This window comes from Symplocastrum torsivum, from assembly GCF_059505465.1.
In genome coordinates, this window is sequence record NZ_JCACKQ010000045.1 from 289,687 (window position 1) to 313,398 (window position 23,712).

Sequence of the window (23,712 nt, forward strand, 5' to 3'; positions counted from 1 at the left end):
TCAGATTAATGTTGGTTTAAGTCTGTAGAATGCCTAGCGGCTTCTGTTTGTTGTTCCTGTTTTACTCTACGAGAAAGTTGGGCAAATGTGGCTTCTAACAATTCGAGTTGTTGAGTAATTTGCTTGAGGCGTTGAATGAGCAGGTCGAGAGGCGGTTTCATGTTAATAATTGTTCCAAAGTTACTTCATCGTTGAGAGAACGGTTTTTGTTGGCATAGTTCTAGGATGTACCTCAAATTTTAAGATTCTCCGATTAATAACTGACAATCTTCTCAATGAGAACCGCTATAGGTACTTTACCTATTTGGGCAGTTGGCTAATTTTCTACAGAAATTATGTATCTTGAGTCTTAAGTAATAGACTTGTCTTGAAAATAAAGGCTGAAACGACGGAAAATAGTTCTCATTTGGAACTATTTTTATCCTTGTGTAGTGGTTAACTAAGGTGCTTTATGAACAGCAGGTGCCTGAATGGTGCAAGGCTTCATCTCACACTGCTGTTCATAAAGCTTCTGCACGTAAGGCTCCTGCCAACTCAGTGGAACTTCCAACAAATCTCGTGTTCCAGTGATACCTTGTCCAAGAAATAGTAAGAGGGCAAGACAACTCACAGCGATGTGAACGCTGCGCCAGCGATTTTTCCGGTCTTGGTAAATGTTTTGTACGATTGCTAGGGAAAAAATCATCAAGAGCGCAGCTATCATACCGTAATAGTAGTGAGAAATGTACCACTGATCGGTTTTACGATAGATTCCATCTTGACAGCCAAGCACAACTAAAGCTATCCCAGTTAGTGTGGCAAAGATTCCCCGCCATAGTGCTGGCTTTGCTTGGTAGAGCAGGACAAGGGAGGAAATCGCCACGGCAAAGATTAGTCCGATCAAGGCTACTTTGAAGGGTTCTTTACTCCAAACTTGGTTGTCTAAAATACTGCCACTAATATCGACAGCTAATGCCACTAAAACAATACCAACAACAGCACCTGTGAGCCAACGACCAAGCTGGACATGATCCTGTCCCACAACTGGCGGAATCTTACTTTTTCCTTGGAGGGTTTGCAATCGCCGCTGTCGAACTTGCCAAGCGCGGTTCACGACAACTCCAATCAATGGAAAGACTACAACTACGGCAAAGAACGGATGCAGTAATACAAGCAAATCTTTGTTCATCTGAAACCTCTAGCAGAAGTGGGGACTCAAGGCAGCATGAACTAGGCAAAGATTAGGAATGTTGAACCTAGAAAATGAAGCAGATCGTGTGACAAATCTGCTGAGTAGTCGTGGAACTGAGCAAAATTTACGAGCTAAGCGCAGCGTATCCAAAGGTGGCATTGAATTGGCGGCACCAGATGGACACAGACTTGTAATCCTCTAGTTTGACATCGTCAGGAATGAGGTAGCTCTGAGCACCATTGAACTTCTGTAAGCGGCCCAAACTTACATAATCTCCCTCTTCAATGGAAGCGGGTGGTGCTTCGGTGCGATACAAGATCACGTATAAATCGGGTCCTTGACTAGAAGTTTCAAAGACTTGATCAAGCTCCAAAACCTGCTTACCATCGCGAGTCACGATTTGCGCTGTGCCAGTAGTCGGATGCTCAGCTTTGACGAAAGTCCCAGATCTTATTGCATTCTGATTCTGTGCAATCGGTTCAGCCGCTGTGGGTTGTTCCGCCTGAGTCAAGGGCTGATTGGTCAGTGTTGCTCCACAGCTACTCAAAGTCAACACCAAGACAGCACCAAGCATTGTGAAATAGTTCAATCTCATTAAGACACCATCTAGAAGTCATCCACTTATTTGTCATCATGAGCGCTGTCACTGAAGTGCATCTGAAACTAAACTAGACTTTCTCTGAATTTAATCCTTAAGAAGATTTAGCCTAATCTCAGGATTCTCTCAGGCAACTGTGGTGTTGTCATGTGACATTAAGTGCATTTCTCGAAAAAGTTAGAGTCGTTTATTGTTATGACTGCACATATTCTCTTGGTCGAAGATGAAGTCAAGTTGGCTCGGTTCATAGAGTTGGAACTGCACAGCGAAGGCTACCGCGTCAGTGTAGCGCACGATGGGATGGCAGGGTTGACGCTAGCGCGAGAGTCAGCGCCGGAGTTGATGATTCTTGATTGGATGCTGCCAGGGTTATCTGGAATAGAAGTGTGCCGTCGCCTTCGAGCAACCGGAAACAACGTCCCTGTGATTTTGCTAACGGCAAGAGATGAAGTGAGCGATCGCGTGGCGGGTTTGGATGCTGGTGCTGATGATTATCTGGTTAAACCTTTCAGCATTGAAGAACTGTTAGCCAGAGTCCGCGCTCATCTGCGTCGCACTCAGGAAGTTGACTTGGATGTGTTGCAGTTTGAAGACTTGAGCTTAAATCGCCGCACCCGTGAAGTTTTTCGAGGCAAACGGGCGATCGAGTTAACTGCAAAAGAATTTGACTTACTCGATTACTTACTCTCGCATCCCCGGCAAGTGTACACGCGAGACCAAATTTTGGAACGGGTCTGGGGTTACGACTTTGGAGGTGATTCCAATATCATTGAAGTCTATGTTCGCTACCTGCGCCTCAAGCTCGAAGAAAACAACGAAAAGCGCTTAATTCACACTGTGCGTAGTGTTGGATATGTATTAAGGGAGTAGTAATATATCCTTTGCATAGAGTGATGAAAGAGGGTTAGTCTTCAATTCAATTTCTCAGTAATCGCAAACCACTTAAGGTTACGAGTACTGTAGACCCTTCATGTCCAATTACACCTAAAGGCATGGTGATACTACCAGCAAAATTAGCTATCAATAGTAAGACAATAAAACTCAAAGCAAAGGTAATATTTTGTTTGACAATGCTTTGTGAACGTCGTCCTAAGCGAATTGCGTGTTCTAGTTTTTCCAAACGATCTGCCATTAAAACAATATCAGCCGTTTCTAAAGCAACATCACTACCCGCTACTCCCATTGCAATGCCGACAGAGGCTTGAGCGAGAGCTGGTGCGTCGTTGATACCATCTCCTACCATGGCAACAGTTTGATATTGCCGTTGTAAGCGTCGAATCACACTGACTTTATCTTCAGGCAGGAGTTCAGCATAAACTTGGTCAACTCCTAGTTGTTGGGCAACGCTTTCGGCTGTACGCTGATTGTCACCTGTTAGCATGACAATCTGTTCAATACCTAGCTGTTTTAAGCGCTTAAGGGTAGTGGCAGCACTAGGTCGAATTGTATCTGCGATCGCAATAATTCCGAGCAGTTGTCCTGCATAAGCGACCCAAATAACCGTTTTTCCTTCTGCTTCTAGTTGCTGTGCATGAGTGTGGAGAGTTGAAGACGGTAGATTTTGTTGAGAAGTAATTTGTTTTCCAGTAAGAGTATTTTCTAAACCTGCTCCTACATGAATTTTCTGCTTCTCTACAAAAGCCGCTTTCCCTGCTAGAACTAGTTGCCCCTCAACCTCACCACTAATCCCTTGACCAATTTCGGCTTTGACGTTGGCAACTGGTGGTAATTCTAGCTTTGAAAGCTGAGCCGCTTGGGCGATCGCTTGTCCGATAGGATGTTCTGAATATGATTCCAACGCTGCCCCAATTTGCAAGACACGATTTTCTGTTTGCCCTGCGGCTGGGATAATTTGAACGACTTGGAGATTGCCAGTTGTCAGCGTACCAGTTTTATCAAATGCGATCGCTTTTACTCGACCCATCATCTCCAACTGAGCGCCTGTTTTAAATAAAATCCCTTGTCGTGCGCCATTGGCAATTCCCGATAGCAGTGTCGGCATAATCGAAGCCATCAACGCGCAAGGTGACGCGACTACCAGAAAAATTAAGGCTCGATAAATAGTCGTTTCCCAATCCCAATTCAGCAAAAGTGGCGGTAGAGTTGCTAGCAGTATCCCAGCAATTACAATAACCTGAGCATAGCCTCGCTCAAAGCGTTCTATAAACAATTGAGAAGGAGGCGCTTCAGTTTGCGCTTGCTTCACTAGTTGAATTACCCGTTGAATTAAGCTACTTTCTGGTGGTTGATGCACCCTCAGCCGTAAAGCACCAGTACCGTTAATCGTGCCAGCAAAGACTTCATCTCCTACCGTCTTCTCCACAGGTAGAGACTCACCCGTAATTGATGCCTCGTTCAAAGCGCTGTACCCTTCTACAACAATCGCATCTGTAGGAATCAGTTCTCCTGGCTTGACTAATACTTCGTCTCCCACTTGGAGTTTTTCAACAGGAATCATCTGTTCAGTCCCAGGCAGCAATACCCTTGCGGTATCGGGCGTTACCGCCATCAAGCTGCGGATATTGCGCTCCGTTCGCTGCATTGCGTAGCCTTCTAATGCACCACTAAAGGCGAAGATTAAAATTAGCACTGCGCCATCAACGATTAAATAGTATTCCTTTCGCCACAATCCTAAAGAAGCTGCTCCCAGTGCAGCGACAATCATTAATAGGTCAACATCAAGTTGTTTTTCTTCAAAAAGGGTAGTGAGTCCCTCGCGAGTGCTTTCATAGCCTCCGATGACGTAAGCGGCTGGGAGAACTAGCAACGCCAGTCCAACCCAATTTAGGTGTAGTGCAAGCCAGCCAAGGAGGACAAGAATTCCACAAATAGCGGCGGCTACAGCATCGGGATGTTCTTTGAGCAGTTGGCTGAGGTGGGGGGTTGAGACAGAACGTTGAGCCATCGGAGGAGTAGGTGCAATCTGACGACTCCCTCAGCCTAAACCTTGACATCAGTGTTAATGTCAAGGCATGAGCGTCATTTGTAGGGGCGCACAGCTGTGCGCCCCTACAAGATCTGGCGGTAGTGCGTAGTCCTGAGGGAAAACCCTTTCCCTTTTCCCTAAAACCGATTCGTTGAATAGGCGACTTAAATGCACAACAGCTTAGCCCATGCAAAATCAGTACTTAACGATTAAAGAACTTACCGAAGCGGTTGGTGACGGGATTACTCCTAGAATGGTGCGGCATTATCATGCGTCTGGATTGTTGCCTCCAGCCGTGCGATCGCAAAGTAACTACCGTCTTTATTCCCAAGATGATGTCAGACGCCTGCAACGGATTGTTGCCTTGAAAAAGCAAGGCTTTCAGTTATCGCATATTGGGAATTTACTTGATGCAGATTCAGATACTGCTGTTGACACCCTGACTACTCAACTACAGCAGCAATATCACTTAGTGATTCAGAAACTCGGACGACTGCGGCGCACCGCCTCAGCGCTGGAAGGATTGCTAGGACGCGATCGCCATTGCCAAGAGGTTCAAGCGGAAGCACTGGCTCAACTACGACACCTTGATGTTGAGAGTAAAGATGCCTCTCTAGAAGATGGATTAGATGCATTAGAGCAACTTTGGGATGGCTTGGATGCAGCGACTGACGCTCACCCGGAAGCCTTTACCGAATCGTTGCAACAGCTTTTACCTGATTTATCCGACCGTTCGGAGATTGAAGTAGACTTGCTCTCAAAACTGGTATTAGCGACGGGAGATGTAAGTTTAGTGCAGTTTGTACGAATTGGCGAAGGTGCGATCGCCGCCTCGCGTGAAGCTCTCAAAGCGGGTTGCCAAGTTATTGCTGATGTTCCAGCAGTCGGGAGTGCCATTGACCAAACTCGCCTCGCTCATTTAGGCTGCAAGCTAGAAACCCTAATTGCTAATCCTCACATCACTACAGCAGCAGAAGCCGAAACTACCTTCTGGCATCATGACCAATGGCAAGAACGATTGCAACACTTACCATCAGGCTGTGTTTTGGTAGTTGGGTATGCTCCTTCTGTTCTCATGTCAGTAGTTGTTGCAATTGAAAAAGGTCAACTACAACCCGCCTTGGTGATTGGGATGCCAATTGGGTTTAGCCATGCACCAGCCGCAAAGCGACGGTTGATGCGTTCAGGCGTTCCTTTTATCACGATTGAAGGAAGCTTAGGTGGCGGATTGCTTGCAGCGGTTTCCCTAAATGCTTTAGCTGAATCTTTGATCGAGAAACCAGACTGTCATTGTTATTTAAAGTGAGTTTGACGCGAGGCTCATGATATTAGACTTCTTGCTGTCTTTTTCCCCAATCCCTCTCCCCTACCACCTACCACTTATTTTCTAGATAGATCTACCAAAGGGTGATGCATCACCTTTACCTAAAGTCTAATTATTATGAATGTCTAGAGTTTAGATATCAGGCAGGTTATCAAGTCAAAAATCTGCTTTCCTCCAGCATCTAGAGAATAGACAAAAATAGGCGTGAGCATTTGTGAATCAGGAGGGGGTCGTGGAGTGGATAGAGCCACTAAAGAAAGCACACCAGACGCATATGTTGAGGACACAGTTAATTCCGCAGGAGCAACAGGATAGTCCGAGTATCAGTCGTGGAGACTGGTCATGGCGTTTTTGGCTGGCTGTGCCACTCTACCCATACAATAGGCGGCGGACAGTTCGCAAAGAAGTAGTTAAGGACACAATCTGGACGTTCGACCAGTTGCAGGGCATCCTCTACACTGTTGTACCAATTCGCATGAGTGTCGTGAAGCTCGAAAAAGGAGGACTCCTTGTCTATGCGCCAGTTGCGCCGACAAAAGAGTGTATCCGGCTGGTTAAGGAGTTGGAAGCGAAGCATGGTGAGGTGAAGTACATCATCCTGCCAACTGCCTCTGGCTTAGAACACAAGGTCTTCGTTGGCCCTTTCGCCAGACAGTTTCCTGCTTCACAGGTTTTCGTGACGGCAAACCAGTGGAGCTTTCCGCTAAATCTGCCACTTAGTTGGCTCGGTTTCCCCACTAAACGGACTCAGATACTCCCGGAGGCTAGCGGTGATACCCCTTTTGGTGATGAGTTTGACTACGAGGTGCTGAGCATCAATCTCGGACGGGGTTCTTTTGAAGAAGTGGCATTATTTCATAAGCGATCGCGCACTCTACTAGTAACAGATTCCGTGCTTTCTGTGCCGGAGAAACCACCAGAGATTGTCCAAGTTGACCCATACCCCTTACTCTTCCACGCCAGAGACAATGCATTCGAGGTGGTTGAAGACACTGAGGCAAACCGCCGCAAGGGATGGCAGCGCATTTCACTGTTTGCTTTGTACTTCGGCCCAAGCAGGTTGGAGACGATTGGGCTGGGGCAGGCATTTCGGGAGGCTCTCAAAGCGCCAGATCGATCTAGAAGGGCGTATTTTGGTTTGTATCCATTCCGATGGAAGAGCGACTGGAAGCAGTCATTCCAGGCGCTGCGAGGAGGCGGTCGTCCCTTTGTCGCACCGATTCTCCAGATGTTCATTTTCACCCAAGGACAGAGGGAAGTACTCGACTGGGCGGATAAGGTGGCGAAGTGGTATTTCAATCGGATTATCCCCTGCCACTTTGATGCGCCCATTGAGGCAGGACCGCATCACTTCCGGCAGGCGTTCACTTTTCTTGAGAAGAAGCCCTCCGGTGAGGACACGTTGGGAAGTGGAAGTCAGCCTCTACCTGAGGAGGACTTAGAATTTATAAGGAAACTCGAAGAGAACCTGACCAAGAGGGGCATCACGTCGCCAGCGAAGGACAATGTATGAGGCGGTGATTTTTTGCGATCGCTTTCCTGCTCGTCTAATAATGGCATGAAAGACAGCTTTAGGGAACCCTTAAGTTAGGATATGCCCGGTCTTGCGCTTAATGTAATCTAGGAGTTTTTGGTAAGTATCTGGGTCTTTTTGCTCATTAATAATGATTGGGATCGAACTATCTGGCAACCAAAATGTTAATCGACCACTAGCAGAGTGACAAAAACTACTGATGCGGTTGAGGTCAATGACATAATCATTGCGCTCATAACTCACTTGTAGCCAAGACCCCGATAGTGCGTGTGCTGATACATTTTGGATGTAGTCAAAAACTTGTTGATAATCCTCTGGGTCAGTTTGCTGGTTGATGATAATCGGGATTCCACTGTTGGGCAACCAGAACGTTATCTTGCCATTTGGGGCGCACACAAACGCACTGAGACGGTCAAGATCAACGACATATTCTTTGCGATCGTAATTAACTCTTATCCAGTACGCCACAAAACCTCCTCACTTACAAAGTGAGTTCTGGCAGAACAAACGCTTTTGGTTGCCCAATCACAGGAACAAGCATGGTTCAAGATACCTCTGCTGGAGATGGTTGTGTTGAGACGGTGCTAGAGTGGGCAACACTCTCATCCATAAGCGACTTCTGTGCCTCTTCGCCATGTGCTGTGCCTGACGACACCCCTTCGGCAAGGCGAATTGCGGCTTGCACAAACCCCTGGAACAAAGGATGGGGAGTACTAGGGCGAGAGCGAAACTCTGGGTGGAACTGAGTCGCAATGAAGAAGGGATGACTAGGAAGTTCAATCATCTCTACTAAGCGACCATCCGGTGATGTTCCACTAATCACATAGCCAGTATCCAAAAACAGATTGCGATAAGCGTTATTAAATTCATAGCGGTGGCGGTGACGTTCGTAAACCACCTCATCCTGATACAGCGAGAACGCCAGCGTATTCGGCGCTACACGGCAAGGGTATAGACCTAATCGCATTGTGCCGCCTAAATCCACGACATCTTGCTGTTCTGGTAACAGGTTAATCACCGGATTTGCCGCATTAGGAGCAAACTCTGCACTGTTTGCCTCTTCCAGTCTCGCGACGTGCTGTGCCCATTCAATCACAGAACACTGCATCCCCAAACACAAGCCAAGGAAAGGAATTTGATTTTCACGGGCATATTGAATCGCTGCAATCTTACCATCAACCCCACGGACACCGAAGCCACCAGGGACAACAATACCACTTACACCAGCCAGAAAATGTTCAGCCCCGTAAGATTCAAGCTCTTCAGAACTTACCCAACGCACGTTTAGGTCACTTCCCATTGCGATCGCAGCATGGCGTAAAGCTTCCACAACCGAAAGATAGGCATCACTTAACCTTATATATTTACCAACCAGCGCAATCTCAATCTGGCGCGTTGGAGAATAAAGACGCTCTACCAGCGTTTGCCACTGCCTCAAGTTGGGTTCGCGTTGCGGTAGATGTAATAACTGTAGGGCTTGCTGTGCCAGTCCTTCTCGCTCCAAAATTAGGGGGACTTCATATATACTCCTGGCATCCGGAGACGTAATCACTGACTCGACGGGGACATCACAGAATTCTGAAAGTTTCTCTTTTAATCCAGGATGTAAGGGGCGATCGCATCGGCAAACTAAAATATCTGGTTGAATACCAATTGAACGCAGTTCCTTCACCGAGTGCTGCGTCGGCTTGGTTTTCATCTCACCTGCTGCCGGAATCCAGGGAAGCAGCGTCACATGGGTATAAAGCACATTATCACGCCCAACATCCTTACGAAACTGACGAATCGCCTCCAAGAACGGCAAGGATTCAATATCACCCACCGTTCCGCCAATTTCTGTAATCACCACATCTGGATTCGTATTCCTCGCAACCCGATGGATACGCTCTTTAATTTCATTTGTAATATGGGGAATGACTTGTACCGTACCCCCCCTGTAGTCGCCGCGACGCTCTTTATTGATTACCGCCTGATAAATCGAGCCTGTAGTAACACTATTGAGGCGCGACATGGATGTATCTGTAAAGCGCTCATAATGCCCTAAATCCAAATCTGTCTCCGCACCATCTGCCGTCACAAACACTTCCCCGTGCTGAAAGGGACTCATGGTACCGGGATCGACATTAATATAGGGGTCTAGCTTAAGAATCGAAACCGAATAGTCCCGTGACTTGAGCAAACGTCCTAAGCTGGCGGCAACGATCCCCTTACCGATGCTAGAGACAACGCCCCCTGTTACAAAGACAAACTTAGTCATAAAATTTTTAAGAATACAAGACTTTTAGAGATTCACCCCGTCAATTGTGCCACACTCTTCAAGAATTGTTGGTTGCTGGTGGTACGCTCTGCCCTAGCAATTGGGCAAAAGGGCAATTTTATGCTTCTCCCTTTTACGTTCGACGGCAGACAGACGATAATCACCGCTATTCTGAACGTTAACAAATCGCTGCTGACTTTTACGAAAGTATTACATTCTTTTTAAGCAGGTTACACAATGGCTAAGTTTTACCCAGATATCACTGCACCGTTGCAAGATTTCATCAAAGACCAAAAGGTTTTTTTTACAGCAACAGCACCGCGACAAGGTCGCATCAACTTATCACCTAAAGGTATCGATACATTCCGCTGCATTGATAACAAAACAGTCGCTTATCTTGATTTAACGGGCAGTGGTAATGAAACAGCCGCTCACTTAAATGAAGATAGTCGAATGACTATTATGTTTTGTAGCTTTTCAGAAAAGCCTTTAATTCTACGTCTTTATGGTCAAGGGAAAGTAATTCATCCAAGAAATGAAGATTGGCAATCCTTCTATCCACTATTTAACCCTGTGCCAGGAGAACGCCAAATTATTGTCATGGACGTTGATTCGGCACAAACGTCTTGCGGATTTGGTGTACCGCTTTATGAGTTTAAAGAAGAACGAGAAACTCTTATCCAATGGGCGGATAACAAAGGAGAACAGGGAATTCATGAGTATTGGAAAACTAAAAATCTGAAAAGTATTGATGGTCTACCGACTAAACTTTTGGAAGATTAAGGATAAGTTCCAAATACATCGAATTTGTCTAATTAATTAATAGATTTTTGTTGATATTTGACGTTAAGTGTTGACTGATGAATGATTAACATTTAACCTAAAACAACTGAATCTATAAATTTAGAAGAAGTTATCTGGATTTTAAATAATTTGTCGGGTTAAGAATGAGAACTATTCTGGGATTGGCGTTGTTAGGAACTTTCATTACCTCTCCGGCTTGGGCAGAACAACCGCTTTATGTTGCCTATCCTCCCACTAAACATCAGACAACTGCCGATCGCATTTTCCTAATTGGCACAGCACCAGCAGCAGGAGAAGTGTTGATCAATGGTTCTCGTGTTTCCCGGAGTGCAGCAGGAAATTTCGCACCGAGTTTCCCGTTGCAACTGGGAGAAAATTTGTTCACGGTACGCTATCAAAACCAGGAGATTCAGCTTCGAGTCACGCGGCAATCCACTCAACCAGAAGTACCAGTTGGCTTGACATTTGGTAAAGATTCGCTGACACCAACGGTAGATATTGCCAGACTACCAGGAGAACTGATTTGTTTTGGCGCGATCGCACCTCCAAATGCTACGGTATCCGTCAAGTTAGGTGAACAAACAATTCCCTTGCCGCAACAATCCCAAGCGGTTCAGCTACCACCTAATTCAGCAATATTGACAGCACAAAATCGACCAACTGAAACGTCAGCAAGTGGTCAATATCAGGGTTGCGCCACAGCTTCGGCAGCCGTTAACTTAGGACAACCGCAATTTCAGCTCACATTGAATGGTAAAACAACAACCCAACCTGCACCAGGAAACGTGTCGATTCTCTCTCCGGCAAAACTAGAGGTTGCAGAAGTAATTGCCGAAGCGGGTGCAGCCCGAACAGGCCCAAGTACAGATTACTCTCGCCTAACACCCTTACCAAAAGGTGTTCGGGCAACGGTTACAGGACGAGAAGGGGAATGGGTACGCCTTGACTATGGTGCTTGGATCAAGGCATCAGAAGTCCGTATTCTGCCAGGTGCGGTGCCGCCGTTGTCACTGATTCGCAGTATCAGCGCCCGTCGGGTTGAAGGGGCAACAGAAGTCGTGTTTCCGCTACAAACACCTGTACCCGTAAGTGTCCAGCAAGGCGATCGCACGTTTACCCTAACGCTTTACAACACGACTGCCCAAACCGATACAATTCGCCTAGATGATGACCCTGTAATTTCCCGTCTGGATTGGCAACAGGTGAACCCGACGCAGTTGCAATACACCTTTAACCTTAAATCACAACAACAGTGGGGTTATAGCCTCAGATACGAAGGAACCAGCCTAATCCTGTCTCTTCGTCATCCGCCAAGAATGGGACGTGGGGGAAGACTCACTCAGGCAAATCAGCCGCTAAGGGGAATGAAAATATTGGTCGATCCAGGGCATGGCGGCACAGAAACGGGTTCGATTGGGCCAAATGGTTATCCAGAAAAAGATGTCAACCTTGTGGTGTCTAAGCTGCTGCAAGAACAGCTAATTGCACGAGGGGCAACAGTATATATGACACGGGAGGAGGATAAAGAGGTATCGCTTGCCGATCGCATGAAGATGATCGATCAACTACAACCTGCGATCGCTCTTTCAATTCACTACAATGCCCTACCTGATAGTGGTGATGCGATAAATACGAAAGGTATTGGTACCTTCTGGTATCACCCCCAAGCCCATAATCTAGCGATGTTTCTGCACAACTACTTAGTTGAAGAGTTAAAGCGTCCGTCATACGGTGTGTTTTGGAATAACCTGGCTTTGACTCGTCCTTACAGTACCCCATCAGTGTTGCTGGAACTGGGTTTTATGATCAATCCAGAAGAATTTGAGTGGGTGATCAATCCGCAAGAACAAGAAAAATTGGCAAATGCGATCGCAGATGGCGTTACACAATGGATGACAACTCAAGCCAAGTAGAGGGAAAGGGGAATGGGGAATGGGGAAATTTTCCTTTTCCCCTTTCTCCTTTAAGATATAGCTGTCGCCATAAAGGTTAGGACAGATTTAAAGGTCTAAACAACCACGTACTAGTAATAAACCTTCTGCCCTCTGCCTTTTGCTATAAGAAGCCTTACCTATCAGTCTTTGACAAATGTCCACTCTAGTATCTTGAGTGGTGCGGTTTGCAGGGCTTGCCTGAGGCTAGCGTTATCCTCAAATTTCACTTGCGAGAGGTAGCAGGCTTCAACGTTGACGGTAAACGGTTCCTCTTGAAACGGCCAAGGTTTGACAGTGACTTTTTCATCTTTGAGTTGAACTACGTCATAGCGTGTGCCGTCTGCGCCTTTGCAAATTTCTAAAGCCCGCTCACCCATCGGTAAAGCGTCCTGGCAGAGGATAAGAGAAAGGCGATCGCAAAATTGCATAAAAGCATAGGCAGATTCAACCTCTTCCTTTTTCAACTTCAACTCTTTCTGCCAGCGCTTTTGATTCTCAAGTTGCTCGTCAAGAAACTGATCCATTTCCTTTGACTCTCCGCGTTTGCCTTCATTGAGAAAGCTCATATGCTTCGAGATGAGTAAGGCAACCCACCGTCCTCGGTATTGGGAATTCTTGGTCATTTCTCTCAACTTGTCGAGCGAAGTCGATTTGTCGAGGGTAAAGTCAAGGGGTGTACCCGCAGGTGTAAGTTCGTTACTTTCCCATTCACGTTCTAAATCGTCGTGGTGGGAGATTGCCGCGATTGTTTCATATAAGCGAACTGGAGAATCTTCTTTCTTCCAATGTCCCGCTAGTTGAGCAGCAAGCAAGGCGTGGGCGCGATGGTAAATCACTTCCCAACCATTTTCATCTTGGTTGACAATCACGAAATGATTATTCTCCTTATTTTTGTAATCCTTTAGCCGATTCAGTAATCGCCGTCCTCAGGTGATTCGATTAGTGGTTAGTTGCTAGAGATGTTGCTTCCTAATCACGCTTCGGGTTTATCACCAGGGAAACGAGAACTATGAATCGCTGTTACAGGTTACCTAGAGAATTGAGCGTTTCCTACTGCATCAAGACAGAGATGATGAACCTGTCCAAATTTCCCTTTACTTTGTAGGAATTCGGAAAACCTAACCCCCTAGCCCCCTTCCCTATTATGGAAGGGGGAGCCGGAAAGCCTCTCCCCGTTTCAGGGAGGGGGCACACACGAGAACTAATTGACCAACAGCATCCTTCCAGTCGTCGTTAGGGCTGATGTTGACACTAATGGCAAGACGCAGCGTCCCTACAATGCTGCACTAAGGGATACGAGGTTTAGCGCATTGTGACGAACTCTTCCGCGATCGAAGGATGAAGTCCGACGGTAGCATCGAAGTCTTTTTTCGTTGCTCCCATTTTGATCGCGATCGCAACTCCTTGAATGATTTCTGCTGCCTGTTCGCCGACCATGTGGGCACCGAGTACCTTTTCGGTATCCTCCTCAACGACTAACTTCATCATGATTCGTTCGTCCCGACCACTGAGGCTATGGTACGTGGGTTTAAACTTGGCGCGATACACCTTCACCGCCTCAGCGTACTGTTCCCGTGCTTGGGCTTCTGTTAACCCTACTGTTGCCGCTTCCGGTGTCGAAAAAACGGCAGTGGGTATATTGTCGTAAGCCATTGTCCGGGATTTACCGCCAAACTGCGTATCGGCAAAGGCACGACCTTCGTTAATCGCTACAGGTGTTAGATTCATGCGGTCAGTGCAATCGCCTACGGCAAAAATATTTTCTTGCGAAGTTTGGCTGTATTGATCAACTGCGATCGCACCATTGTTAATTTCTACACCAGCATTCTCTATCCCTAGGTTCTTGAGCTTCGGCTTACGACCTGTAGCTGCAAGAATGGTATCTACAATTATGGTTTCGTTGTGCTTACCTCCGAGCGTTACCTTCAGCCCTTCTGCTGTCTTTTCAATGATTGGAGGGTCAGTAATCATCAGCATCCGGATTCCATGCTTTTGCATCCCCTGTTGAATCTCAGCACGAATATCGTCGTCAAATCCTCGCAAAATCAGGTCATTCCGGATAATCTGTGTCACATCGGAACCCAAGCCATTCATAATGCAGGCAAATTCCACACCGATGTAGCCACCACCCATAATTAAGAGTCTCTTGGGTTGCTCTTCGAGGAGGAACATCTCATCCGAGGTAATCGCATATTCCATGCCTGGAATATCTGGCTTAACTGGATATCCCCCGACAGCAATCAAAATCTTATCCGCTGTCACTTTACGGTCTCCGATTTCCAGGGTATGGGGGTCGAGGAACTTCGCATAACCCCGAAACAGTTCCACGCTTGCTTTATCCAGCATGTTTTGATACACCCCGTTGAGGCGTTCCAGTTCCTTATGAACGCCAGTAATCATCTTTTTCCAATCAAGGGTACTTTGTACGGGACTCCAGCCAAAGCCTTGAGCATCCTCAAACAGGTCAGGGAAATGGGAGGCGTAAACCATCATTTTTTTGGGAATACAGCCCCGATTGACACAAGTACCACCCAAGTCCTTGAATTCTGCGATCGCAACCTTAGCTCCATATTGAGCCGCCCGTCTTGCCGCCGCAATTCCCCCAGAACCCGCCCCAATCACAAATAAGTCGTAATCGTATGTCATTTGGTAACCTCCCTCTACTCTTCAAGTGTAAGAACTAGGGCAGTAGTATGACACACCCTTACTAGCACAAGAGGGGTGATGAGGCGATAAGTGAAAAACTCCAAAATTTTATGTGTATGAACTTCCGACCGCCCCATCTTCCCCATCTCCCCTCACTTCTTAGGCGGAGGTACCGAGCTTCTTGGTACTGAGTTACCAGAATCTGTCTGGCTTGGATAGTCGTCCTCCGGTTGTAACTGCTGTCGTCCGTTCCGAATCACCCGAAGCATATCAGTAAGCTGCTGCTCGATACTAAGCAATACTGAATCGGCGTATTCGTCAGCACCGTTTTGAATATCCTCACAATCGGCAAGCGTTAATTGGCGCATTTGCTCCAATTCTTGTTGAGATTGTAGGCGCATCCGCTCAATCTCAGCCAGAGTTTGCTCTTGAACTGCCTCACACTCTTGCTGAACCCGTTGTCGGATTTGACTCGCTTCGAGTTCTGCCTGCTGAATAATGCCCATTTCATCCAAAAGCTGATCAGCCCTTCGCTCAGCAGCTTCCATAATTTCTTGGGCATATTCTTCCGCTTGCAAGAGAATTTCTTCACGCTGGCGGACAATCTTTTGGGCCGTGTCAAAGGCGTCCGGCAGATTCTCCCGAATCAAATCCAGTTGAGCCAGCAATACCTCTTCATCCACCAACGTGCGCTTAGTGAAGGGGATATGAGGGCTATCAAAAAGAATCTCCTCAATCCGGTTGAGTTCCTGCTGTATGTCTACACCTCCTGATCGACTCGGAGGCGGGTCGTTGGGGTTGCTGGGTTCGTCGCGGTCGGGGGGGTCGATCCTGGATGAGTCTCGGCGTAACATCGGTAAATATCTAGGGCAACAGCATGGGGAACAAGATGATCGACAGAGCCGCCAAACCTGGCAACCTCTTTAACCACGCTACTGCTTAAGAAGCTGTACTCGTTAGACGTGGCGAGAAAAACGGTTTCGATCTCATCCCAGAGGGTTTCATTGGTATGAGCCATCTGGAGTTCTTTTTCAAAATCTGAAAGTACCCGTAGCCCCCGCAACAGCACTTTAGCATTCCTCAGTCTTGCATATTCCACGGTCAAACCAGCAAAACTGTCAACTTCTACATTAGGTAGATCTATTGTGCATTTACGAATCTGCTCAACTCGTTCCTGCACTGTAAATAAGGGAGATTTGTCGGGGTTACGAAGTACGGCAACAATCACCTGCTCGAAGAGCTTAGAGCCACGCTCTATGATGTCGAGGTGACCTAAGGTGATGGGATCGAAGCTACCCGGATAAATTGCAATCACGAGAAAAGAGCATCAGGGAAGTTACTCAGGTGATTATACCGATACCAGTCAACCTCAACACGATTATTGGAAGACGATTAGTAATGAGATTTTCCTATCGCTGGTGTCTATACGGCTAGGAAAGCCGTTGCCGTGCTTGTTGATGAAAAAATGCTTAAACAACATTTAGCGATCGCTTCTTAACTATCAACGTTAACGGCTGGTAAAGATTTCCTGTCATATTTGATGACTCAACACCATCCTCTATCCATCCGTGCTTGGTCAAAACTCCATCAAAGTAGGTTAAACAAAGAGTATTGACTGCAACTAAATCGAGAGGGCACCCAATGTCATCATCACTGGCAGAACGTCTCAGTGAGGCAAGGCATAGTCGGTTTGTTGGGCGTGCTTTGGAGCTGAAGCTATTTGAGTCGGTAATTCTCCCAACCAGACACAACGCTGACACCGTTGATTTACCGTTTCAAGTCCTGCACGTCTTTGGGCCGGGTGGTGTTGGTAAGACAACTTTGCTGAGTGAGTTTACTCGGATTTGTGAAAAAGCCCAAACCCCGACTGTATCCATAGACGCTCGTAATGTCGAACCGGCTCCTGAGTCTTTTTTAAGTGCATTGCGGTTCGCCATGAACCTGAATCCCAACGACTCACTTCCGGTTCTCGCTGCCGAATTGGAACATAAAGTTCTTCTAATCGACACCTACGAAACCTTTGCACCCCTTGATGACTGGCTACGAGAAGTCTTCTTACCTCAATTGCCAGCCACAACCTTAATTGTTCTCGCTGGACGGCACTCTCCCTCCTCAACTTGGAGAGCTGACCCAGGTTGGCAAGCTTTAATCCATATCTTGCCATTGCGTAACCTCAGCCCAGAGGAAAGCCGCACCTATTTGAGCAAACGAGCTGTCCCACCTGTCCAACACCGCTCAGTTCTAGATTTTACCCATGGTTATCCTCTAGCTCTTTCCCTAGTGGCTGATGTATTTGCTCAGAAAGGGGATATCCAATTTCAGCCTGATGCTGTACCGGATGTAATTAAGGCGTTGTTGGAAAAATTTGTACAACAGGTTCCAAGCACCTCTCACCGCATGGCATTGGAGGCTTGTGCTTTGGTGCGCCTGACGACAGAAGCCTTACTTGCCAGAATGTTAGGGATGCCTGATGTTCATGAGTTATTTGATTGGCTGCGAGAGCTATCATTTATTGAACCGGGTCAACAAGGACTATTTCCTCATGACTTGGCGCGTGAAGTCTTAATTGCGGATTTGCGTTGGCGTAATCCTGACTGGTATGCCGAACTTCACGGACGTGCTCGAACCTACTACACCAGCCGTTTGGAGCAGACTCAAGGTCAGGAGCAGCATCGGATTCTATTCGACTACATTTTCTTACATCGGGATAATCCAGCCGTTAGACCGCGTTTCACTTGGCAGGAAAATAGCACTCTCTTGACGGATTCCTTTCGGGAAACAGACAAACCAGCACTGCTACAGATGGTTACTGAGTATGAAGGAGAGGAATCAGCGCGTCTGGCGGCTTACTGGCTAGGACGGCAGCCGCAAGGGGTGTTGGTGTTTCGGGACGCTCAACAGCAGCCAGCTGGGTTTGTGATGATGGTGGCGCTACATCAGGCGAGTAACGAGGACTTAACTGTAGATCCAGCGGCACGTTCAACATGGCATTACCTACAAAACCAAGCACCGTTGAGAACTGGGGAAGGGGCAACCCTGTTTCGCTTCTGGATGGCGCGGGAGACTTACCAAACAACGTCACCAACTCAAAGCCTGATTTTTATTAACTTTGTGCAACATCATCGCCTCACAGCAGGACTTGCGTTTACCTTCTTTCCTTGTGCGGAACCGGAGGATTGGGCGGCAATGTTTGCCTATGCTGACTTGGCACGTCTTCCGGAAGCAGATTTTGAGGTAGGAGGGCGACGCTATGGAGTATATGGGCATGACTGGCGAGTGTTACCCATGAAGGCGTGGCAAGCGTTGCTGGCACAACGGGAGATTGCAGCTTCGGCACAAGCGATCGCATCATCTCAAGTAAGTGAACCGTTGGTGGTTCTCTCGCAAGCTGATTTTATGGGGGCGGTACGCGATGCCCTGCGAGATTTTTCTCGTCCGGATGCGCTACAGAATAATCCGTTGTTGCGATCGCGTTTAGTAATGGAGAAAGTGGCTGTCACCGCTGAAGGGACTGAGGCAATTGCAGCTTTACAGGGTTTGCTACGAGAATCGGCTGAATCATTAGAGGCATCCCCTCGTGATGCTAAATGCTATCGGGCGCTTTATCACACCTATCTACACCCAGCACCAACTCAGGAACAAGCGGCTGAGTTACTCAATTTACCCTTTAGTACGTTTAGGCGTCACTTAAAGAATGGCATAACGCGAGTAGCAGAAATCCTCTGGCATCAAGAAATTAACTGATTAATCTATTGGGTTATGTCAGTGAGAAGGCTTGCTGCAATAGCTAAGTATCAGGACACTCGATAAAGCGATCGCTTTTTCTCATCTATACCAATTGGCAGAGGGCAACAGACAATCAGTTTGAGAGCTTGGTAAGGACTGGCTTAATGCCTCTTAATTCTCTAAGAAAATGATGAAACTCAAATTCTTACCATTAATAGTTGGGCTAATTGCAGCCGCCGCTATTTCTGCGACTCCCCTCACCGCTTTTGCTCAAGATACCGCGCCACAATCTCAGCCAACAAGAACTCGCATTCAACTAAGCGACCAACAACAAGCTCAATTTCAGCAACTTGAGGCAAACGCTATTACCGCGATTGAAAATATCCTCACCCCAGATCAAAAAACTCAGTTTGCTCAGGCAAGACAGAATGGTCAAGGACTGAATGCGATCCAAGGTCTTACGGACGAGCAGAAACAGGGCATTGTTGGGGTTATTGAAAACTTGAACACCCAAATCGGAAATCTCCTGACACCAGAGCAAATTCAGCAAATTGAACAGGGTCAGTAGTTCAGGATAATCTTGAACTCCTGAACTTCTGTATTCTTTTTGTTGAATTCAAAGAACAGCTATATAAAACCCGCCCTCTTCTCAGTCGGCTGAGTGGGGCGGGTTTTAGGTGTTGAGTTTTCTGTGGTTCAAAATTATTCGCTACACTCGTCCCTACAATCATCTGCCATCTGGTTAACCAACAAGGACTTCATTCAGTCTGTAGGCGCACGAGAACAGCTAATTGCGTGAGGCTGCAACAAAACCTAGCGTTAAGCTGTCATGAGCCAGGAAGTGGGCAAGATGATAAGCTCTTTCCTCAGTTTTCAAGAGAATTGTTTCGTATAGATAGCGAGTAGCGCGATCGCCTAAACTCTCTGCTTGTCCAGCTTGACGCCGAATCAATTGAATAACTGCTTGTTCAGCGGCTAAGTCATTTTCTACCATCTGGCGGCAAGGAAAGACACCATCCGCTTCGGGTGAAAAGCAGCACAATTGCGCCAAGGCACTAAAGCTAGCAGCGGGTACTCCACCGAGTCCATCCAAGCGCTCTCCAATGTCATGAACATGACCTTGTACTTGTTCGTAGCCCTCATTAAAAAACTCATGTAAAGAGTAAAATTCGCTGCCCTCTACAACAAAGTGATGTTTCTGATATTGCAGGTAAAGCCCTTGAAAACTGGCTAAAGCAATGTTTAATCCTTCACAAACAGGTGCCGTGACACTGTGATCGAGTAAGACAGGATTGTCGTAGACTTCGCCAAATGTGCGTAGTAAACCCTGAGTTTCTGACATAAGCGTAGTTTCCTTTCATTAAGGAAGTTTTATTGCAATGAAAGTCTAACACGCCCTCTTCAGAAATTTCAGCAGGTTTCGCCTTTACCTTAATAAAGGTTATGTGCTGGCTTCTGGGTTTTTGCGCGAGTTGGGTGTAATCCCGGATATATTTAGTTGTATTAGTTGAGAATCTATAGCATTTGCATTATATCTATTTATGAGGGGTAATTAGAAAAAACTCTTTTCCAGCTAAGCTTCCTGGAAAAGCCGGAAGCTTTATTGAAGCGACTAATGATAAAATATTGCATTTTTTGAAACGCATGAATTCATCTAGTTCCAACCCAGAAGTCGAGCAAGTGATTGAAATAGCTTTTGCAGATCGGTGGCAAGTTTATAGACGCCTACAAGAGCTAGGAATTTCTTGTCAGTGCAGGACAAACCAGCCTTTAAGCGTAAAGGCTGATAACGTTGTTGAGGCGATTCAACTCTGGAGCGTTGTTCGGCAACTGACGCTTGGACGTCGTGAATTAGCTTCCTGGTTGGAAAGCTGCTGGCAAATTCATGATTAGGGAATGGGGAAGAAGACAAGGAAAAATCTTTCTTGTCTCTACGAGTCTCTGGTCTACTGAAAGGTAAAAAAACTACACCCGTAAGTTCCCTACTCTCCATCCCGCCCCAGAGGGACTGTCTTACTAACCTTTATCCAAAACCAAACATACTTCATGGCACAATCGGCAATTCTGCATTTAGAGGGTATTACCAAGCAGTTTGAGCAAGCAGCTTCCCCAGCCGTTGCAAATGTTACGTTGACGTTGCAACGGGGGGATTTGCTAGGGTTACTCGGTCCCTCTGGCTGCGGTAAGACCACGCTGTTGCGGATTGTAGCGGGTTTTGAGCAACCTCAGTTAGGAACCGTGGAATTGGCTGAGCGTTTGGTGGCGGGTGCAGGTTGTTGGGTACCGCCAGAACAACGGGATACGGGTATGGTGTTTCAGGACTATGCTTTGTTCCCTCACCTGAATGTCGCCCAGAATGTTGCCTTTGGGTTGAAAAAGAGTCGGGGTAAAACTACTGGGGTATCTATCAAGGAACGCAGTGCAGAAGCGATCGCACTGGTTGGATTAACAGGGCTGGAAAAACGCTACCCTCACGAACTTTCAGGGGGTCAGCAGCAGCGTGTTGCCCTTGCCCGTGCCTTAGCCCCACGACCCGCTTTAATTTTGCTGGATGAACCCTTGAGCAACCTTGACGTTCAAGTGCGTTTACGACTACGCCACGAAGTACGCTCAATCCTCAAGGAAACAGGGACTTCGGCGATTTTTGTCACCCACGACCAGGAAGAAGCACTTTCCATCTCAGATCAAGTGGGTGTGATGCGACAGGGACATTTAGAGCAGTTGGGTACACCAGAAGATATCTATACTCATCCCAAGTCGCGCTTTGTTGCAGAATTTGTGACTCAGGCAAACTTCCTTCCCGCCCAACGTCGAGGACACCTTTGGGAAACGGAGGTGGGGTTATTTGAAGTTGGGAGACTCGACACACAAGACACTTCATTGGATGCGGGTGAATTAATGCTGCGTGAAGAAGACGTGAGCCTAGTGCCCGATGATGATGCTAATGTTACTGTTTGCGATCGCCACTTTTTAGGCCGTGAGTACCGTTACTTTTTAGAAACTCCCTCTGGTAAAAAATTGCAAGTTCGCACAACACTAAACACTCAGATTCTAGTAGGAACACGGGTAAAGCTGAGTGTCGCTAGCTCATCAATACAAATTTTTTCAACCACTGCGCCAATTTCCGAAAATACCCCAGCACTGCCTTCAAAAATCGCCTAACTCGTCCTGAACTTCTGTATTCTTTCTGTTCAAAATTTAACAATGAAGCAGAATAAAAGCAATGCTCCTACGGGTTCGTTACGCTAATACACGAACTACAATGTGGAAACATCTGGGTTCCTCTGTCAGTTGCTTGTAAAAAAATCCTCTATGGAAACTGCTATGCCTTCTCCAAAGGTCGATCTCCAAACTCCATATGAATCAGATTACCTGCAATGGATAGAAACGACTGTAGAAAAATTGCGGAGTCAGGACTATGCAAGTGTGGATTGGGAGAATCTGATTGAGGAAATCGAGGACATGGGGAGGAGTGAACGGAGAAGTTAATAGATGATGAGTTTTTACCAGAGTCAAGCACGCACCAGATGTGAGCATTACTGTGAAAGGGAAACACTGACAATTGCTAGATGGATATTGAGGCTCAAGATAGGAAAGTAGCGAAGACAAGGTTGAGGGAAGCACTTGCTGCTTACGGGGGTGAGACTAAGCACGAATCTGTAGCCGTAGCAATTGAGAAACTTGTACACCTCAACCCAACAGCAGCACCTACTCGCAGTGACGCGCTAATGGATGGGCAATGGCTATTGATTAGTGCGCCCAACTTTCCCAATGGAGAACTGCGAAGTGATGGAAAGTATGTTTATACCCTCGGTCGGCTTGCCTTTAATCTGTTTCAACCCACCAGCTTAAAAATTGTAATTGATCGGGTACTGCAACCTGTAGTTCCGGTAGGCGAGGGTCAACAACGGACTCATGACATCATTGTTGAATTCACGACAGTAGACGAGAATACTCCTACGCTACAAGGCATCGTTCACAACCAAGGGATTTGCTCTCCTAGTGATGACAACACTCTGCAAGTGCAGTTCACAGGGGGAGAACTGGCACCGAAGGAGCCAAATGAGATAGAAGCATGGAAAGCCGTATTTGGAGAGCAGTCCAAACCTTCAACAACAGGTCTAAAAGAAAGGCTGATGACCAGCGTTTTGAGGATGATGTTCGGGATTGTTCCACCACAAGGAATGGATCGAAACACGGGGCGAGTTTCTTTCAAAATGCGGAGGTCTCCTAAAGGTAATCTCGAAGTGCTTTATCTCGATGAAGAGTTGCGTATCACACGAGGGGAGCGAGGTACTGTTCTGGTGTGTGAGCGCCTTCTTGAGTAGGTTTGCAGGAGACTTCTAAAATGAATGAACCCTCTTCCCAAAGTATTGTGGAACAACTGCTTGCCGATCTCAGGCAAGAGCAACAATTGGTGAATTCAATAATTAGAGGATGTATTGAGCATCGCTGGGCACTGGGAGAGGAAGAAACAGAGCTTACTGAAGCGATGATTTACAATGCCTTTGAGGCATATGCTGTCGCTAGAGGTATGCCTCTTTCAGAGGCAGAGAGATTTTGTGAACAGTATCTAGATGAATTAATTGAGCGTGTTCAAGCTATACTTTAGTTCGCTTAATGTTGCATTCCTCCATAATGAAGTTCATCGTATTTTCCTGATAAGCGATCGCTTTCCCCATAATCGCTGAGTTGATGGAAAGCTCTCGTCCAGAACGGCCAACTGACTCACGGGCGTTGCACAAACAGATTACCTGTTGCACCTCGTCCTACCCTGATTTCTGGGTATTTG

Annotated in this window: 23 protein-coding genes and 1 pseudogene; 12 read left to right on the forward strand and 12 right to left on the reverse strand. The window is 46.8% G+C overall.

Annotated elements, in window-relative coordinates:
• Positions 1 to 5 precede the first annotated feature (5 nt).
• From AC5JL3_RS15045 to AC5JL3_RS15055, 3 genes are all read right to left on the reverse strand, one after another.
• A complete protein-coding gene (locus tag AC5JL3_RS15045; protein WP_496075238.1) occupies positions 6 to 161 on the reverse strand; it encodes a hypothetical protein in 156 nt (51 codons plus the stop codon).
• A gap of 278 nt (positions 162 to 439) precedes the next feature.
• Positions 440 to 1,168, reverse strand: coding sequence for a DUF4079 domain-containing protein (locus AC5JL3_RS15050; protein ID WP_496075239.1), 729 nt, complete (start codon positions 1,166 to 1,168; stop codon positions 440 to 442).
• 127 nt (positions 1,169 to 1,295) lie between these two features.
• The gene (locus AC5JL3_RS15055; protein ID WP_496075240.1) at positions 1,296 to 1,766 is read right to left on the reverse strand and encodes a DM13 domain-containing protein; all 471 of its coding nucleotides are present in this window, start codon (positions 1,764 to 1,766) and stop codon (positions 1,296 to 1,298) included.
• A gap of 198 nt (positions 1,767 to 1,964) precedes the next feature.
• Here AC5JL3_RS15055 and AC5JL3_RS15060 point away from each other — a divergent pair, with 198 nt between their 5' ends.
• Positions 1,965 to 2,639, forward strand: a complete 675-nt coding sequence (locus AC5JL3_RS15060) for a response regulator transcription factor (protein WP_496075241.1) — start codon at positions 1,965 to 1,967, stop codon at positions 2,637 to 2,639.
• A gap of 46 nt (positions 2,640 to 2,685) precedes the next feature.
• Here the strand turns inward: AC5JL3_RS15060 and AC5JL3_RS15065 are convergent, their stop codons facing one another.
• The gene (locus AC5JL3_RS15065) at positions 2,686 to 4,674 is read right to left on the reverse strand and encodes a heavy metal translocating P-type ATPase (protein ID WP_496075242.1); all 1,989 of its coding nucleotides are present in this window, start codon (positions 4,672 to 4,674) and stop codon (positions 2,686 to 2,688) included.
• 208 nt (positions 4,675 to 4,882) lie between these two features.
• On the opposite strand from AC5JL3_RS15065, the gene AC5JL3_RS15070 reads away from it, so the two are divergent.
• Together AC5JL3_RS15070 and AC5JL3_RS15075 are read left to right on the forward strand one after the other, a co-directional pair.
• Positions 4,883 to 6,001, forward strand: a complete 1,119-nt coding sequence (locus tag AC5JL3_RS15070; RefSeq protein ID WP_496075243.1) for a precorrin-8X methylmutase — start codon at positions 4,883 to 4,885, stop codon at positions 5,999 to 6,001.
• Positions 6,002 to 6,293: 292 nt separating this feature from the next.
• Positions 6,294 to 7,532 (forward strand): DUF4336 domain-containing protein, encoded by a 1,239-nt coding sequence (locus tag AC5JL3_RS15075; RefSeq protein ID WP_496075352.1) that lies wholly within the window; start codon positions 6,294 to 6,296, stop codon positions 7,530 to 7,532.
• A gap of 69 nt (positions 7,533 to 7,601) precedes the next feature.
• Here AC5JL3_RS15075 and AC5JL3_RS15080 read toward each other — a convergent pair whose 3' ends face one another.
• Both AC5JL3_RS15080 and pyrG read right to left on the reverse strand, forming a co-directional pair.
• Complete coding sequence (locus tag AC5JL3_RS15080; protein ID WP_496075244.1) at positions 7,602 to 8,021, reverse strand: hypothetical protein; 420 nt, start codon at positions 8,019 to 8,021, stop codon at positions 7,602 to 7,604.
• Between the two features lie 76 nt (positions 8,022 to 8,097).
• A complete protein-coding gene (gene pyrG / locus AC5JL3_RS15085) occupies positions 8,098 to 9,810 on the reverse strand; it encodes a CTP synthase (protein WP_496075245.1) in 1,713 nt (570 codons plus the stop codon).
• A 237-nt stretch (positions 9,811 to 10,047) separates the two neighbouring features.
• On the opposite strand from pyrG, the gene AC5JL3_RS15090 reads away from it, so the two are divergent.
• Entirely contained in the window at positions 10,048 to 10,593 is a 546-nt protein-coding gene (locus AC5JL3_RS15090; protein WP_496075246.1) for a pyridoxamine 5'-phosphate oxidase family protein, read from the forward strand.
• Positions 10,594 to 10,757: 164 nt separating this feature from the next.
• A complete protein-coding gene (locus AC5JL3_RS15095) occupies positions 10,758 to 12,527 on the forward strand; it encodes an N-acetylmuramoyl-L-alanine amidase family protein (RefSeq protein WP_496075247.1) in 1,770 nt (589 codons plus the stop codon).
• 161 nt (positions 12,528 to 12,688) lie between these two features.
• On the opposite strand, the gene AC5JL3_RS15100 is transcribed toward AC5JL3_RS15095, so the two are convergent.
• The 4 genes from AC5JL3_RS15100 to coaD form a co-directional block, all read right to left on the reverse strand.
• The gene (locus AC5JL3_RS15100; protein ID WP_496075248.1) at positions 12,689 to 13,417 is read right to left on the reverse strand and encodes a DUF3891 family protein; all 729 of its coding nucleotides are present in this window, start codon (positions 13,415 to 13,417) and stop codon (positions 12,689 to 12,691) included.
• A 433-nt stretch (positions 13,418 to 13,850) separates the two neighbouring features.
• On the reverse strand, positions 13,851 to 15,194 hold the full coding sequence (gene gor / locus AC5JL3_RS15105; RefSeq protein WP_496075249.1) for a glutathione-disulfide reductase: 1,344 nt from the start codon (positions 15,192 to 15,194) through the stop codon (positions 13,851 to 13,853).
• A 152-nt stretch (positions 15,195 to 15,346) separates the two neighbouring features.
• Complete coding sequence (locus AC5JL3_RS15110) at positions 15,347 to 16,048, reverse strand: F0F1 ATP synthase subunit B (RefSeq protein WP_496075250.1); 702 nt, start codon at positions 16,046 to 16,048, stop codon at positions 15,347 to 15,349.
• Positions 15,955 to 16,509 carry a pantetheine-phosphate adenylyltransferase gene (gene coaD, locus AC5JL3_RS15115; RefSeq protein ID WP_192217268.1) on the reverse strand — a complete coding sequence of 185 codons (555 nt, stop codon included), beginning with the start codon at positions 16,507 to 16,509 and terminating at the stop codon, positions 15,955 to 15,957. Before coaD ends, AC5JL3_RS15110 begins: the two co-directional genes overlap by 94 nt.
• Positions 16,510 to 16,835: 326 nt before the next feature.
• Here coaD and AC5JL3_RS15120 point away from each other — a divergent pair, with 326 nt between their 5' ends.
• Together AC5JL3_RS15120 and AC5JL3_RS15125 are read left to right on the forward strand one after the other, a co-directional pair.
• Positions 16,836 to 18,938 (forward strand): ATP-binding protein, encoded by a 2,103-nt coding sequence (locus AC5JL3_RS15120; protein WP_496075251.1) that lies wholly within the window; start codon positions 16,836 to 16,838, stop codon positions 18,936 to 18,938.
• A 169-nt stretch (positions 18,939 to 19,107) separates the two neighbouring features.
• Positions 19,108 to 19,488 (forward strand): hypothetical protein, encoded by a 381-nt coding sequence (locus AC5JL3_RS15125; protein WP_496075252.1) that lies wholly within the window; start codon positions 19,108 to 19,110, stop codon positions 19,486 to 19,488.
• 219 nt (positions 19,489 to 19,707) lie between these two features.
• Here AC5JL3_RS15125 and dpsA read toward each other — a convergent pair whose 3' ends face one another.
• Positions 19,708 to 20,262, reverse strand: coding sequence for a DNA starvation/stress protection protein DpsA (gene dpsA / locus AC5JL3_RS15130; RefSeq protein WP_496075253.1), 555 nt, complete (start codon positions 20,260 to 20,262; stop codon positions 19,708 to 19,710).
• 302 nt (positions 20,263 to 20,564) lie between these two features.
• Between dpsA and AC5JL3_RS15135 the strand changes: the two genes are divergently transcribed.
• From AC5JL3_RS15135 to AC5JL3_RS15155, 5 genes and pseudogenes are all read left to right on the forward strand, one after another.
• Positions 20,565 to 20,813, forward strand: a complete 249-nt coding sequence (locus AC5JL3_RS15135; RefSeq protein ID WP_496075254.1) for an Asr1405/Asl0597 family protein — start codon at positions 20,565 to 20,567, stop codon at positions 20,811 to 20,813.
• A gap of 153 nt (positions 20,814 to 20,966) precedes the next feature.
• Positions 20,967 to 22,082 carry an ABC transporter ATP-binding protein gene (locus tag AC5JL3_RS15140; RefSeq protein ID WP_496075255.1) on the forward strand — a complete coding sequence of 372 codons (1,116 nt, stop codon included), beginning with the start codon at positions 20,967 to 20,969 and terminating at the stop codon, positions 22,080 to 22,082.
• A gap of 162 nt (positions 22,083 to 22,244) precedes the next feature.
• Positions 22,245 to 22,406: pseudogene (locus AC5JL3_RS15145) on the forward strand (DUF29 family protein); the annotation flags it as partial.
• An 83-nt stretch (positions 22,407 to 22,489) separates the two neighbouring features.
• On the forward strand, positions 22,490 to 23,248 hold the full coding sequence (locus tag AC5JL3_RS15150; protein WP_496075256.1) for a PAP/fibrillin family protein: 759 nt from the start codon (positions 22,490 to 22,492) through the stop codon (positions 23,246 to 23,248).
• A gap of 20 nt (positions 23,249 to 23,268) precedes the next feature.
• Positions 23,269 to 23,532 (forward strand): hypothetical protein, encoded by a 264-nt coding sequence (locus tag AC5JL3_RS15155; RefSeq protein WP_496075257.1) that lies wholly within the window; start codon positions 23,269 to 23,271, stop codon positions 23,530 to 23,532.
• Here AC5JL3_RS15155 and AC5JL3_RS15160 read toward each other — a convergent pair.
• A complete protein-coding gene (locus tag AC5JL3_RS15160; RefSeq protein WP_496075258.1) occupies positions 23,522 to 23,683 on the reverse strand; it encodes a hypothetical protein in 162 nt (53 codons plus the stop codon). The genes AC5JL3_RS15155 and AC5JL3_RS15160 overlap by 11 nt on opposite strands.
• Positions 23,684 to 23,712: the final 29 nt, after the last annotated feature.